Source organism: Aeromicrobium chenweiae, from assembly GCF_003065605.1.
Lineage (GTDB): Bacteria > Actinomycetota > Actinomycetes > Propionibacteriales > Nocardioidaceae > Aeromicrobium > Aeromicrobium chenweiae.
On the sequence record NZ_CP026952.1, the window covers coordinates 956,501 to 968,357 of the forward strand.

The 11,857-nt window shown below is 70.1% G+C and carries 16 protein-coding genes; 5 read left to right on the top strand and 11 right to left on the bottom strand.

The features are described 5' to 3' along the window. Window positions 1–5: 5 nt before the first annotated feature. Genes C3E78_RS04590 through C3E78_RS04610 form a run of 5 tightly spaced genes read right to left on the bottom strand, consistent with a single transcriptional unit; the run spans window position 6 to window position 4,310 of the window. On the bottom strand, window positions 6–437 hold the full coding sequence (locus C3E78_RS04590) for a CBS domain-containing protein (RefSeq protein ID WP_108577200.1): 432 nt from the start codon (window positions 435–437) through the stop codon (window positions 6–8). A gap of 60 nt (window positions 438–497) precedes the next feature. Then, window positions 498–1,418 carry an inositol monophosphatase family protein gene (locus tag C3E78_RS04595; RefSeq protein WP_108577201.1) on the bottom strand — a complete coding sequence of 307 codons (921 nt, stop codon included), beginning with the start codon at window positions 1,416–1,418 and terminating at the stop codon, window positions 498–500. Window positions 1,419–1,478: 60 nt separating this feature from the next. Continuing rightward, window positions 1,479–2,486 (bottom strand): ribosome small subunit-dependent GTPase A, encoded by a 1,008-nt coding sequence (rsgA, locus tag C3E78_RS04600; RefSeq protein WP_108577202.1) that lies wholly within the window; start codon window positions 2,484–2,486, stop codon window positions 1,479–1,481. A 4-nt stretch (window positions 2,487–2,490) separates the two neighbouring features. Continuing rightward, a complete protein-coding gene (gene aroA / locus C3E78_RS04605; RefSeq protein WP_108577203.1) occupies window positions 2,491–3,783 on the bottom strand; it encodes a 3-phosphoshikimate 1-carboxyvinyltransferase in 1,293 nt (430 codons plus the stop codon). A 41-nt stretch (window positions 3,784–3,824) separates the two neighbouring features. Beyond that, complete coding sequence (locus C3E78_RS04610) at window positions 3,825–4,310, bottom strand: DoxX family protein (RefSeq protein WP_108577204.1); 486 nt, start codon at window positions 4,308–4,310, stop codon at window positions 3,825–3,827. A gap of 63 nt (window positions 4,311–4,373) precedes the next feature. Between C3E78_RS04610 and C3E78_RS04615 the strand changes: the two genes are divergently transcribed. The 3 genes from C3E78_RS04615 to rsrA all read left to right on the top strand — a co-directional run bounded on the left by C3E78_RS04615 (window position 4,374) and on the right by rsrA (window position 6,126). Further along, window positions 4,374–5,105: an SOS response-associated peptidase gene (locus C3E78_RS04615; protein ID WP_108577205.1), complete on the top strand. Its 732-nt coding sequence runs from the start codon at window positions 4,374–4,376 to the stop codon at window positions 5,103–5,105. A 119-nt stretch (window positions 5,106–5,224) separates the two neighbouring features. Continuing rightward, window positions 5,225–5,854, top strand: a complete 630-nt coding sequence (locus tag C3E78_RS04620) for a sigma-70 family RNA polymerase sigma factor (RefSeq protein WP_168217192.1) — start codon at window positions 5,225–5,227, stop codon at window positions 5,852–5,854. Further along, entirely contained in the window at window positions 5,851–6,126 is a 276-nt protein-coding gene (gene rsrA, locus C3E78_RS04625) for a mycothiol system anti-sigma-R factor (RefSeq protein WP_108577207.1), read from the top strand. The genes C3E78_RS04620 and rsrA overlap by 4 nt, the downstream gene beginning before the upstream one ends. Window positions 6,127–6,199: 73 nt before the next feature. Here the strand turns inward: rsrA and C3E78_RS18755 are convergent, their stop codons facing one another. The 5 genes from C3E78_RS18755 to C3E78_RS04645 are packed head-to-tail and all read right to left on the bottom strand — an operon-like array spanning window position 6,200 to window position 9,590. Next, window positions 6,200–6,274, bottom strand: coding sequence for a 50S ribosomal protein bL37 (locus tag C3E78_RS18755; RefSeq protein ID WP_369797015.1), 75 nt, complete (start codon window positions 6,272–6,274; stop codon window positions 6,200–6,202). A gap of 26 nt (window positions 6,275–6,300) precedes the next feature. After that, window positions 6,301–6,672: a thioesterase family protein gene (locus C3E78_RS04630; protein ID WP_108577208.1), complete on the bottom strand. Its 372-nt coding sequence runs from the start codon at window positions 6,670–6,672 to the stop codon at window positions 6,301–6,303. A 9-nt stretch (window positions 6,673–6,681) separates the two neighbouring features. Beyond that, the gene (locus C3E78_RS04635; protein ID WP_108577209.1) at window positions 6,682–7,260 is read right to left on the bottom strand and encodes a hypothetical protein; all 579 of its coding nucleotides are present in this window, start codon (window positions 7,258–7,260) and stop codon (window positions 6,682–6,684) included. Next, the gene (locus C3E78_RS04640; protein ID WP_108577210.1) at window positions 7,257–7,676 is read right to left on the bottom strand and encodes an HIT family protein; all 420 of its coding nucleotides are present in this window, start codon (window positions 7,674–7,676) and stop codon (window positions 7,257–7,259) included. Before C3E78_RS04640 ends, C3E78_RS04635 begins: the two co-directional genes overlap by 4 nt. Before the next feature lie 18 nt (window positions 7,677–7,694). Next, the gene (locus C3E78_RS04645; RefSeq protein ID WP_159085813.1) at window positions 7,695–9,590 is read right to left on the bottom strand and encodes a CotH kinase family protein; all 1,896 of its coding nucleotides are present in this window, start codon (window positions 9,588–9,590) and stop codon (window positions 7,695–7,697) included. A gap of 56 nt (window positions 9,591–9,646) precedes the next feature. Here C3E78_RS04645 and C3E78_RS04650 point away from each other — a divergent pair, with 56 nt between their 5' ends. Both C3E78_RS04650 and prfB read left to right on the top strand, forming a co-directional pair. Then, a complete protein-coding gene (locus C3E78_RS04650; protein WP_108577211.1) occupies window positions 9,647–9,829 on the top strand; it encodes a DUF5302 domain-containing protein in 183 nt (60 codons plus the stop codon). Between the two features lie 22 nt (window positions 9,830–9,851). Further along, window positions 9,852–10,961 carry a peptide chain release factor 2 gene (gene prfB / locus C3E78_RS04655; RefSeq protein WP_108577212.1) on the top strand — a complete coding sequence of 370 codons (1,110 nt, stop codon included), beginning with the start codon at window positions 9,852–9,854 and terminating at the stop codon, window positions 10,959–10,961. 27 nt (window positions 10,962–10,988) lie between these two features. On the opposite strand, the gene C3E78_RS04660 is transcribed toward prfB, so the two are convergent. Next, window positions 10,989–11,807: a hypothetical protein gene (locus tag C3E78_RS04660; protein WP_159085814.1), complete on the bottom strand. Its 819-nt coding sequence runs from the start codon at window positions 11,805–11,807 to the stop codon at window positions 10,989–10,991. Window positions 11,808–11,857: the final 50 nt, after the last annotated feature.

The following is an 11,857-nucleotide window of genomic DNA, read 5'->3' on the forward strand; positions in this document are numbered from 1 at the left end:
GGTGGTCAGCCGCCGGCGACGTAGCTGCTGAGCTGGTCGCGCTCGAACTCGAGCTGTTCCATGCGGTGCTTGACCGCGTCGCCGATGCTGAGGACGCCGATCAGCCGGCCGTCCTGGAGCACGGGCACGTGACGGATGCGGTGCTCGGTCATGATCGCCATCAGGCTGCCGAACGAGTCGTCCGGCGAGCAGGTCCGCACGTCGGTCGTCATGATGTCCGCCACCGCCATGTCGCGCGCGTTCTCGGCCCCGCGCAGCTTGCGGACGATGTCGCGCTCGGACACGATGCCGAGCATCTGGTCGCCGTCGGCGCTCACCACCAGGGCGCCGACGTTGAGCTCTGCGAGCCGGTCCATCAGCTCGCGGACCGTGGCATCGGGGGCGATCGTGTAGACCGCGTCGCTCCCCTTGGACGACAGGACCTCGTTCACGCGCATCGGAGACTCCATTCCTGGGTTCCCCGCACTGTAACCCCGGTCACACCCCGGGGGCGAGCATCACGAGGACTCGTCGGCCGGTTCCCGTGCGAAGTCGAACGTGCGGACGTTGTCGCGCTCGGGCGGCCCGGACTCGTCCTCGGGCTCGTCGGTCCACGACCGGTCCGGCGGCCCCTGGTCCGGGAAGTGCCCCAGGTACGCCATCGCGGCGTCGTGCAGGCGCGTGTTGGTGGCCAGGGCGTTGTCGCCCCAGGGCCCGGGCGCACCGGCGAGGCTCGTGAACGTGCCCCCGGCCTCGCGGACGATGACGTCGAGCGCGGCCATGTCCCAGATCTTGAGCTCGGGCTCGGCAGCGATGTCGACGGCGCCCTCCGCGAGCAGCATGTACGACCAGAAGTCGCCGTAGGCGCGGGTCCGCCAGCAGCGGCGCATCAGCGCGGCGAACGCCTCGCCGCGGCCGATCACGTCCCAGCCGCCGAGCGAGGCGTACGACAACGAGGCGCTCTCGAGGTCGGACACCCGCGAGACCTGGATCTGGCGCGACGACATGAGCGACTTGCCCGTGAAGGCACCGGTGCCCTTGCTGGCCCACCAGCGACGGCCGAGGGCGGGTGCGGACACGCAGCCGGCGACGATCTCGCCGTCCTCCTCCAGGGCGATGAGGGTGGCCCACACAGGGACGCCGCGGACGAAGTTGGAGGTGCCGTCGATCGGGTCGATGATCCAGCGCCGTCCGCCGGGACCGTTCGTGCCCTCGTCCTCGCCCTGCTCCTCGCCGAGCACGACGTCCCGGCCGCGGGCGGACTTGAGGGTGCGCCGTACGGCGGCCTCGACGGCCTGGTCGGACTCGGTCACGTACGTCATGTCCGGCTTCGTGTCGACCTGGAGATCGACCGCGAGGAAGCGTTCCATCGAGAGGTTGTCAGCGTTGTCGGCGAGCACGTGTGCGAGGCGCAGGTCGTCGTTGTACGAGTGAGCCATGGCCCTCAGGGTACGGCGTTCGCAGTCCGAATCCGCCGTCGGCACACGGAACGGCCGTGCCTAGTACTCGTCCTTCTGGTCACGGCTGGCCAGGATGCGCCGGAACGACTCGACCCGCGCGGCCGCCAAAGTGCCGTCCGCGACCGCCACGTCGAGCGCGCACTCGGGCTCGGTCGCGGAGTGCAGGCACCCGCGGGGGCAGCCGCGAGCGACCTCCTGCAGGTCGGGAAAGGCCTTGATGATGTCGTCGACCTCGACGTGGGCGAGGCCGAACGAGCGGATGCCGGGGGTGTCGATGATCCACCCGCCGAACGGCAGCTCGAGGCTGATCGCGGACGTCGAGGTGTGCCGGCCGCGTCCGGTCACCGCGTTGACGTAGCTGACCGACCGGCGGGCATCGGGCACGAGCGCGTTGACGAGCGTGGACTTGCCGACCCCGCTGTGTCCGACGAGGACGCTCGTGCGGTCGCGCAGGGCGTCCCGCACGGCGTCGAGGTCGCCGTCCTGCCGGGTCACCAGGACGCGCACACCCAGCGGCTCGAACATCGCGACGATCTCGTCGGGCGAGCCGAGGTCGGACTTGGTGAGGCAGACGAGCGGCTCCATGCCGGCGTCGAACGCGGCCACGAGACACCGGTCGATGAGCCCCGCACGCGGCGGCGGGTCAGCCAGGGCGGCGACGATGACGAGCTGGTCGGCGTTGGCCACGATGATGCGCTCGATCGGGTCGTCGTCGTCCGCCGTGCGACGCAGCACCGTGCGCCGCGGCATGACCTCGACGATGCGGGCCAACGAGCCCTCGTCGCCGCTGATGTCGCCGACGACCCGGACCTCGTCGCCGACGATGACGCCCTTGCGGCCGAGGTTGCGCGACTTCATCGCGGTGATCACGCGGGTGCCCCTCGCGCCGGTCGACGGCTCGTCCAGCGTGACGGTGTACCGGCCGCGGTCGATCGTCACGACGCGGGCGGTGGCCGCCTCGTCGTAGTTGGGCCGCACCTTCGTCCGGGGTCGCGTGTGACGACGGGGGCGCTCGAACCGGGCGTGCTCGTCGTCCTGGCGTGCCATCGCGTCAGACCTTCGCCGGCGCGGTCATCAGGCGTTCCCAGACGGGGGCGAAGTTGGGGTAGGTCTTGATCGTCGTGACGACGTTCTCGACCAGGAGGTCGGGCACCCGCAGACCGAGGACCACCGCGGCGTGGGCCATGCGGTGGTCGTCGTACGTCCGGAAGGTGTCGCCGTGCAGCGGTCGCGGCCGGATGAGCAGGCCGTCTTCGAGCTCCTCCGCGTCCCCGCCGAGACGGTTGATCTCGGTGACCAGCGCGGCCAGGCGGTCGGTCTCGTGGCCCCGCAGGTGCGCGACTCCGGTGAGGCGCGAGGGCGTGGTCGCGAGGGCGGCCATCGCGGCGATGACCGGTGTCAGCTCGCCGACGTCGTGCAGGTCGAGCTCGACACCGGTCAGCTCGGGCCCGGCCGCGAAGACCAGGTCGGCGCCGTCGGGGGTGACCGTGCCGCCGAACGCCGGGACGATGTCGCGCCACGCGTCGCCGGCCTGGTCGGTGTCGCGGGGCCAGCTGCGGATGCGGACCTCGCCGCCGGTGACCAGCGCGCCCGCGATGAACACGCCGGCGTTCGACAGGTCGGGCTCGATCTCGACGTCGAGCGCGTCGATCGTGCCGGGGTGGACGACCCAGCGCGCCGGCTCGTCGGTGTCGACGCGGACGCCGCGGCGGCGCAGCTCGGCGACCGTCATCTCGATGTGCGGCATCGACGGCAGCGTCCCGCCGGTGTGGCGCAGGTCGAGCCCCTGCTCGAAACGGGCACCCACGAGCAGCAGCGCCGAGACGAACTGGCTCGACGCGGACGCGTCGACCTCGACGGTCCCGCCGGGCACCCGGCCGCTCCCGTGCACCGTGAACGGCAGCGCGCCGCGGCCGCCGTCGTCGACCTCGACGCCGAGACTGCGGAGCGTCGCGATCGTGGTGGCCATCGGGCGGACGCGCGCGTGCTCGTCGCCGTCGAAGGTGACCGGGGCGTCGCCGAGGGCGGCGAGCAGGGGGACGAACCGCATGACGGTGCCGGCCAGGCCGCAGTCGACCGTCACCGGATCGGCCCCGGTCGAGCGGGCCGGCGTGACGGTCCACGTCATGCCGTCGCGCTCGATCGTGGCACCGAGCGTCGTGAGCGCGGCCGCCATCAGGTTCGTGTCCCGCGAGCCGAGAGGTCGGGTGATGACGGACGGCCCGTCGCCCAGGGCAGCGAGGATCAGGACGCGGTTGGTCAGCGACTTCGAGCCGGGAACGAGGACCTCGCCGACGAACGGCGTGTCACGGTGGGGCGCGAGCCAGGGGAGCGGGTCAGTCATCGCCGCCAGCCTATCGGTCCGTGCGGGGATGCTGCCGGACGTCAGCTGCGGATGTGGTCCAGCTGGTCCGCGACCGATGCCGCGGCGTCCGTCATCTTGTCCTTCGCACGACGCACGAGGATCTTCTTGTGCGGGTCGGGGTCGAGCGTCGCCATGAGCAGGCCACCGGTCAGCGCCATGTTCTTCATGAAGTGGATGCGCTGGTTGGTGCGCGCCGCCGGGTCGTTCTCGTCCCAGTAGCGGTGGCCGGCCGCGGTCGTGGGCGGCAGCGACACCGCGAGCACCAACGCCGAGAGCCGGGGGAGGTGTCCGGTGGCCAGTCCCAGCCCGGCGACCAGGTGCACCGCACCGTTGACACGGGTCAGGTTCGAGCCGTTGACCGGGATCTGCGGGGCCACCTTCTTGATGAGGTCGGCCACCGGCTGCGCCTTCGCGGCACGCGGACCGGGCTGCTTGAGCGCCATCGCCCCGCCGTGGATGAACAGCGAGGCAAGCATCGGACGCGCCACCATGCGCAAGAGGGTCATGGACCATTCATACCGGACCCGCGTGCGGGGCATCCTGTCCGTGCCCTGTGGCACGCTGGTCGCATGTGCGGGCGCTACGCGACGACCCAGACCTCGGCCACCCTCCACCAGGCCTTCGAGGTCGACCTGGCGAACTCGTTCGTCGAGCTCGAGGCCGACTACAACATGGCGCCGACCAAGCTCGCGCCCGTGGTCATCGGACGCCGTGAGGACACCGCGGAGTCGTCCGCGCGTCCCCAGCGCGAGCTGCTCACCGCCCGGTGGGGCCTCATCCCCAGCTGGGCCAAGGATCCCTCGATCGGCAACCGGCTGATCAACGCCCGGTCCGAGACGGTCGCGGAGAAGCCCGCGTTCAAGAAGGCGTTCGCGCGGCGGCGGGCGCTCGTCCCCGCCGACGGCTACTACGAGTGGTACGCCGGCGAGCCCGCCGAGGGCAGGAAGAAGCCCACGAAGCAGCCGTTCTACATCACGCCCAAGGACGGGTCTGTCCTCGCGATGGCAGGACTCTACGAGTTCTGGAAGGACCGCGAGGACGGCGAGTGGGTCATCAGCTACACGATCCTCACCACGACCGCCGAGGACGCCGTGGGACACGTCCACGAGCGCATGCCGTTGTTCCTCGAGCCCGAGGCGTACGACGCCTGGCTCGACCCCGCGCCGCGCGCCACCGACGAGCTGCTCGGGCTGCTGATCCCGGCCGCCCCGGGACGCCTGGACGCCTACCCGGTCTCGACCGCCGTCAACAACGTCCGCAACAACGGACCCGAGCTGATCGCCCCGCTCGCCGCGGAATAGCAGCACCCCTCCGGCGGTTGTACATTGCAGGAGGTCAGATGCTGACACATGCACGACAGAACAGCTCATCGATCACGCCACTGCGCCCGCGTACGGTTCCGGGAGTAGGCTGGGAGGCGATGACCGTCACCCCAGAAACCCCTGACATCCCCGACGCGCGGGAGACCGAGACCCCGGAGCAGCAGCAGGCTCGCTTCGAGGCCGACGCCCTGCCGTTCCTGGATCAGCTGTATTCCGCTGCGCTGCGCATGACGCGCAACCCGCACGACGCCGAGGACCTCGTCCAGGAGACCTTCTCGAAGGCGTTCAGCGCCTTCCACCAGTTCAAGCCGGGCACCAACCTCAAGGCGTGGCTGTACCGCATCCTCACCAACACGTACATCAACTCGTACCGCAAGAAGCAGCGCCAGCCGCAGCAGGTCACTGACGAGATCGAGGACTGGCAGATCGCCCGCGCGGAGTCGCACGGCTCCTCGGGCCTGAAGTCGGCCGAGATGGAGGCGCTCGAGCACCTGCCCGACAGCGACGTCAAGGACGCGCTGCAGGCGCTGCCGGAGGACTTCCGCTACGCGGTGTACCTCGCGGATGTCGAAGGCTTCCCCTACAAGGAGATCGCGGAGATCATGGACACGCCGATCGGCACCGTGATGTCCCGGCTGCACCGAGGGCGGCGGCTGCTGCGCGAGATGCTGGCCGACTACGCGCGTGACCGTGGGATGGCAGTGACGGGAGCAGGTGACAAGGCATGAGCACGAGCAACTGTGAGGGACCCGACTGCGAGAAGGCCCTCGAGAACCTCTATCTGTTCATCGACCACGAGATCGACACCGCGAGCTGTGCCGAGATCCAGAACCACATCGACGAGTGCACGACGTGCCTCAGCGAGTACGACCTCGAGCGCGTGGTCAAGAGCCTCGTCTCCCGCTCGTGCTCGGAGGTGGCCCCCGAGCCCCTGCGCGACAAGGTGCTGATGTCGATCCGCACCGTCCAGGTCACGATCACCGAGCAGAAGCAGGCCTAGCTCCCGGTCCCACCACGACCGGAACGAAGAAATCCCCGTCCGATGGACGGGGATTTCTCATGTGCTGCTGGATTCACGCGTTGGGGCGCTTTCCGTGGTTGGCGCCCTTCTTGCGGCGTGCGCGACGCTTGCGGCCGGTCTTGCCCATGGTGTTCCTCCTCGAAAGTCGATGCCTCAGTCTCCCACAGGCGTGATCCGGGACAGAAATCGCTCCCGGTCCACGACGACACGACGCACCTCGCCGCTGGCCAGGAGGGCCCCGGAGGCGTCCTGGGCGACGACCTGGAAGCGGATGAGGCGGCCGTCGGTGTGCACGACCGTGGCGGTCGCGGTCACCTCGGCGCCGACCGGGCTCGCGGCCAGGTGCTCGATCTCGACCCGGGTGCCCACGCTCGTGCGATCCACCGGCAGGTCGAGGGCGGCACACGTGGCCTCCTCGAGCCAGGCCAGGACGCGGGGTGTCGCCAGCACGTCCAGGTCGCCCGAGCCCAGCGCCGCCGCCGTGTCCGCGGTGGTGACCGTGTGGGTGACGCTCGCCGAGTCCATCCTGCGACCCTAGTGGACCTCCACGCGCTGGATCACGACGCCGCCGAACCGGGCCTCGTCGATCGTGCACTCGATGCCGTCGATCCAGCACCGGCCGGTCTCCAGCACGTCGCCGGCGATCTCGCTCTGCGTGCCCGAGGGCGACTCCGCGTAGAACACGACGAGCCCGCCGAAGGGTCCCTCGTTGTACCCGACGATCCGCCGCCCGTCGCGGTCCGTCGCGCGCTGCTGGCACTCCGCGCACACCGAGGCGGGATAGCGATCGCTGTGGAAGGTCGCTGCGCCGCACACGGGGCACGGGTGGGTGGGCGGAGGCGCCGGCTCGACCGCGAACGCGTCCGTCCCGTGCCGGTGCCGCTGCTCGGCGAGCCAGCCGACGATCAGGGTGTCGACGGTCTCGCCCGACAGCTCGGTCATGCTGGTCTGGTAGCCGCCGTCGTAGCCGATGATCGCGGCCCGGTCGCCGCCGTCGAAGGCGAACCCGCCGCAGACCAGGTCGCTCTCGAGCTCCTCGTGGGGGTGCGGCGTCACGTCGACGTGGAGCAGCTCGCGCGCCTTCGCAGCGGCTGTCTCGCGGGTGAGGGTCATGCCAGGGCCTCCCGGATCGTGGCGGCGTAGGTCTCGGCCTCGCCGTCGGCGTACTTGGTGCGCGGCCAGAAGAAGCCGCGCAGGCCGTCCCCCTTGGTGCGGGGGACGACGTGGACGTGCAGGTGGGCCACGCTCTGCGACACCACGTTGTTCATCGCGACGAACGTGCCCTGCGCGCCGAGACCCGACGTGATCGCGGTCGCCACCCGCTGCGCGGTCGAGAACAGCGGGACGATCAGGTCCCCAGGAAGATCGGGCAGCGTGACGACGTGCTCGCGGGGGACCAGCAGCACGTGCCCCTTGAACACGGGGCGGACGTCGAGGAAGCCGACGACGTCGTCGGTCTCGAGCACCCGGGCCGCCTCGGTCGTCCCGGCCACGATCTGGCAGAACAGGCAGCCCGGGTCGCTCGTCATGACCCCATCATGCCCGGGTCAGCCGGAGAGGTGGCCGTCCAGCCACGTGTAGCGGTCCGCGACCCAGGACTGCACCGCGCCGATCTCGGCCGGCCACGAGCCGTGGAAGACCGCGTACGGGGGGAGGTCGAGGATCGACGGCCCGATCGGGAGCCCGGAGCCGCCGGCGCCCTCCGCGAAGTTGCGCGGCGCGGAGTCCCGCAGCTCCCGGGCCAGGGCCGGGACGTGGTCCGACAGACCCGCCAGCGGCACCCGGACCTGCTTCCAGCGCGCCTTCAGCTGCGCGGTGAACTCGGGATCGGCCAGCAGTCGGTTGTACCAGTGCCCCTCGGGCACGCGGATCTGCGTCGGACCGTACTCACCGAACGGCGCGCCGGTGAACAGCTCTGACGGCAGTTCCGCCCCGAAGGCCGCTCGGTTGCCCATCGAGAGGTCGAAGTCCCACACCGGTCCCATCCCGAGCGTGCCGTCGGGGGACAGGATCATCCAGATGCTGTTGTTCATCGCCGAGTCGTAGTTCTTGAGCAGCTCGTTGACGATGTACCAGTCGACGAACGAGCGGACGTCGATCGTCGACAGGTCGCCTGCGTACAGCGCGTCCTCGGCCGCCTGGACCTTCCGGGCGACCTCGGCCTGCGTCCCCGTGTCCGGGTCGTCGGGCTCCTTGAAGTAGACCTGGAAGCCACGGTCGGTCGTGAACCGGGGGTCGTCGTCGGTGTTCGCGTCACCCTCCAGCAGGTAGCCGCCGTCCGGCAGCACGACGCGCTCCTTCTCGGCCTCGATGTTCTCGCCGAGCTGGTAGAGACCGCTGTAGCTGCCGTCGACCCACAGCTCGGCGTACTGCATGCGAGGTGTCCAGGGGCGACCGACGAGGCGGCTGGCCTCGAACGCGAGCGTGTTGCGGACCAGCGACCGGTCGTAGAAGTTGGCGAGCAGGGCCCAGTTCTTGCTCTCGGGCATCCCGAGTAGCGAGGCCTTCTTGTCCAGCTTGATCTTGTAGGACAGCTTGATCTTGACCCAGGCCGTGCTGTTGCCGCGCACGCGCAGCTTGCCGCGGGTGGTCGAGGCCGGCAGACCCGATCCGCGCGGGTCGACGACGATCTCTCCGGGCACGTACGTCTCGCCGCTGGTGATCGGTGTGCTGTCGTCCGTCCTGATGTCGACGCGGGCCACGGGGGACTCGACGGTCAGTCGCGACTCCGGCGACGTGCTGGTGGGCAGTCCGGCGCCCGTGACGACGGCGCGGTACCGCAGCGTGCCGGGGTCCGGCGCGTCGAACGACAACGAGGTCCGGCCCGACTCCGGCTGGGTCCCCGTGGCGTCCGTGACCCAGGTGGCGCCCTCCAAGCGCTGGACCTGGACGGTTCGACCCGCGACCGCGGGTGTCGACGTGACGTCGGCGGTCACGGTGTGCCCGGCGGCGGTGGCGAGGCTCAGCGTCGTCGTGGCGGGCGCGACCTCGGCGTCCGGGTTCGCCGTCGGGGGAGCGGGCTTGACGACGGGCTTCGGCGTGACGACGGGCTTCGGCGTCTTGACGACCGGGCGCACGGGCTTGACCACGATCTTGGCCGACTTCTGCGAGCTGTAGGTGCGGCCCTTGCCCTTGCGCTTCGCCTTGGGGAGATAGGTGCGGAAGGTCAACGACGAGGCGCTCGACTTGTACGTGAACGAGTAGCGTCCCGAGGACGTGCTCTTGGTCTTGCGGGCGGTGGTCCAGCGTCCGCCGATGTACCGCTGCAGCCGCACCGGCCGCGCGAACTTCGGCGTGGTCGTGCCCTTGATCGTGAACGTCTTGTCCTGGACCGGTCGGGACGGCTTGACCGTCAACGGTGCGACGGACGCCGACGCGGGGGTGGGCACCGCGAGTCCCGTCGCCAAAAATGCCGCCACCAGGATCAGCCTGCGCAGATACAACGTGTCTCCTTTAGTCGCCGGAAGTTTACTCGCTCGCGAGGGCTTACAGTGGCGGTATGGCTGAATCAGAGGGCACCGACAAGCAGGCCGACATGAAGGCCAAGTTCCGCGAGGCGCTGGAGAAGAAGAAGGGCAAGCACCACGCGACGACAGAGGGCGCTGAGCACGACGGCAGCGAGAAGTCGCACGGAGCGACCGGGCCGACGCAGTCGCCGGAGTTCCGCCGCAAGAGCGTGTGACCGGACGGGGTAGCCTCGACAGGTGGCAACTCCGGACTTCACAGAGCAAACCAAGGCCCTCGATGCGACCCTCACGTCCATCGAGAAGGTCCTCGATCTCGATGCCGTGCGCAAGGAGATCGCCGAGCTGCAGGAAGAGGTCGGTGCGCCCGATCTCTGGGACGACCAGGCCAACGCCCAGCGCGTGACCGGTCGCCTGTCGACCCTGCAGGCCGAGGTCGAGCGCGTCACGGGCCTGCGCCAGCGGCTCGACGACGTCGAGATCATGCACGAGATGGGCGCTGAGGAGGGCGACAGCGACACGTTGGCCGACGCCGACAACGAGCTGGTGCGCATCAAGAAGGCGATCGACTCCCTCGAGATCCGCACGCTGCTGTCGGGCGAGTACGACGAGCGCGACGCGCTGGTCTCGATCCGTTCGGGCGCCGGCGGCGTCGACGCCGCCGACTTCGCCCTCATGCTGCAGCGCATGTACATCCGCTGGGCCGAGCGCCACGGCTACACCGTCGAGGTCTACGACGTGTCGTACGCCGAGGAGGCCGGCATCAAGTCCACGACCTTCGCGGTCAAGGCGCCGTACGCGTACGGGACGCTCTCGGTCGAGGCCGGCACGCACCGACTGGTGCGCATCTCGCCGTTCGACAACCAGGGCCGCCGCCAGACGTCGTTCGCCGCGATCGAGGTCGTCCCGGTGCTGGAGCAGACCGACGAGATCGACATCCCCGAGGAGGAGATCCGGGTCGACGTCTACCGCTCCTCCGGCCCGGGTGGGCAGAGCGTCAACACGACCGACTCGGCCGTCCGCCTGACGCACATCCCGACCGGCACGGTCGTCAGCTGCCAGAACGAGAAGAGCCAGCTGCAGAACAAGGCCAGCGCGATGGTGATCCTCAAGGCCAAGCTCCTGGCCCTCAAGAAGGCCGAGGAGCGGGCGCACCTGGACGAGCTGCGCGGCGACGTGCAGGCGTCGTGGGGCGACCAGATGCGCAACTACGTCCTCAACCCGTACCAGATGGTCAAGGACCTGCGCACCGACTACGAGACCGGCAACACGCAGGCCGTGCTCGACGGGGAGATCGACGACTTCATCGAGGCCGGCATCCGCTGGCGTCGCGAGCACGCGGCCGCGTAGCGAGTCCCCTCGGGCGGCGCCGGCTGGTCAGCGGTCGTCGTCGCCAGGGGCGGCGTCGCGCTCCTGCTGCTCGTCGACCCTCTTCTTGACCCGTCCCATCCCGGGCACCTTGCCGAGCATCATGTTCAGCTCGCGGGTGAGGTCGAGCAGGTCGTGCAGGTCGGGGCCGACGTTGCGCAGCGTCTCCATCATCGGCAGCACGTCGGTCTCGATGCGCTCCACCAGGTTCGGCAGGTGATCGACGAGGCGCACGACGGCCTCGACCTCGTCGGGCGAGATCGTCGTGGACATGCGCTCGGCGATCGGGCGGAGGCGCTCGAGGATCGGGGCGAACTCGTCGAACATGCGCAGCCCGCGCTCGACGGTCGGCTCGACGCTGGCGAGCAGGCCCGCACCGCGGACGACGAGCGCGTCGGCCTGGTCGATCGTCGCGTCGACCCGCGCCACCGCCTCGTCGGCGCGGGTGTTGGTCTGGCCGATCTGGTCGATGGCGTGGTCGGCGCGGGTGTTGGTCTGGCCGATCTGGTCGATGGCGTGGTCGGCGCGGGTGTTGGTCTGGCCGATCTGGTCGATGGCGTGGTCGGCGCGGGTGTTGGTCCGGCCGATCGTGGTGATGGCCTCGTCCGCCCGCTCGATCGTCCCGTCGATGCGCTTGATCGCGTCGTCGGCCGCCAGCCGCGTCGTCTCGACCTGGTCCACGAGCCCGTCGACCCGGTCGAGCAGGATCTCTGCGGCGTCGAGCAGCGCGGCAGCGCGCGGCACCAGCGTCAGCGCCGTCTCGACGAGCGCCGGGCCGCGGGCGATCAGGGCCAGCGCGTCACGGGGGTCCACGAGCGGAAGTCTCATGCTTCGACGCTAACCCTGCGACGAGGACGCCGCCCGCTCACCGGTGTCGT

What these genes read in the sequence shown, in the direction of transcription:
- C3E78_RS04590 (WP_108577200.1), bottom strand. Translation starts at nt 437, where the DNA reads ATGCGCGTGAACGAGGTCCTGTCGTCCAAGGGGAGCGACGCGGTCTAC.
- C3E78_RS04595 (WP_108577201.1), bottom strand. Translation starts at nt 1,418, where the DNA reads ATGGCTCACTCGTACAACGACGACCTGCGCCTCGCACACGTGCTCGCC.
- rsgA (WP_108577202.1), bottom strand. Translation starts at nt 2,486, where the DNA reads ATGGCACGCCAGGACGACGAGCACGCCCGGTTCGAGCGCCCCCGTCGT.
- aroA (WP_108577203.1), bottom strand. Translation starts at nt 3,783, where the DNA reads ATGACTGACCCGCTCCCCTGGCTCGCGCCCCACCGTGACACGCCGTTC.
- C3E78_RS04610 (WP_108577204.1), bottom strand. Translation starts at nt 4,310, where the DNA reads ATGACCCTCTTGCGCATGGTGGCGCGTCCGATGCTTGCCTCGCTGTTC.
- C3E78_RS04615 (WP_108577205.1), top strand. Translation starts at nt 4,374, where the DNA reads ATGTGCGGGCGCTACGCGACGACCCAGACCTCGGCCACCCTCCACCAG.
- C3E78_RS04620 (WP_168217192.1), top strand. Translation starts at nt 5,225, where the DNA reads ATGACCGTCACCCCAGAAACCCCTGACATCCCCGACGCGCGGGAGACC.
- rsrA (WP_108577207.1), top strand. Translation starts at nt 5,851, where the DNA reads ATGAGCACGAGCAACTGTGAGGGACCCGACTGCGAGAAGGCCCTCGAG.
- C3E78_RS04630 (WP_108577208.1), bottom strand. Translation starts at nt 6,672, where the DNA reads ATGGACTCGGCGAGCGTCACCCACACGGTCACCACCGCGGACACGGCG.
- C3E78_RS04635 (WP_108577209.1), bottom strand. Translation starts at nt 7,260, where the DNA reads ATGACCCTCACCCGCGAGACAGCCGCTGCGAAGGCGCGCGAGCTGCTC.
- C3E78_RS04640 (WP_108577210.1), bottom strand. Translation starts at nt 7,676, where the DNA reads ATGACGAGCGACCCGGGCTGCCTGTTCTGCCAGATCGTGGCCGGGACG.
- C3E78_RS04650 (WP_108577211.1), top strand. Translation starts at nt 9,647, where the DNA reads ATGGCTGAATCAGAGGGCACCGACAAGCAGGCCGACATGAAGGCCAAG.
- C3E78_RS04660 (WP_159085814.1), bottom strand. Translation starts at nt 11,807, where the DNA reads ATGAGACTTCCGCTCGTGGACCCCCGTGACGCGCTGGCCCTGATCGCC.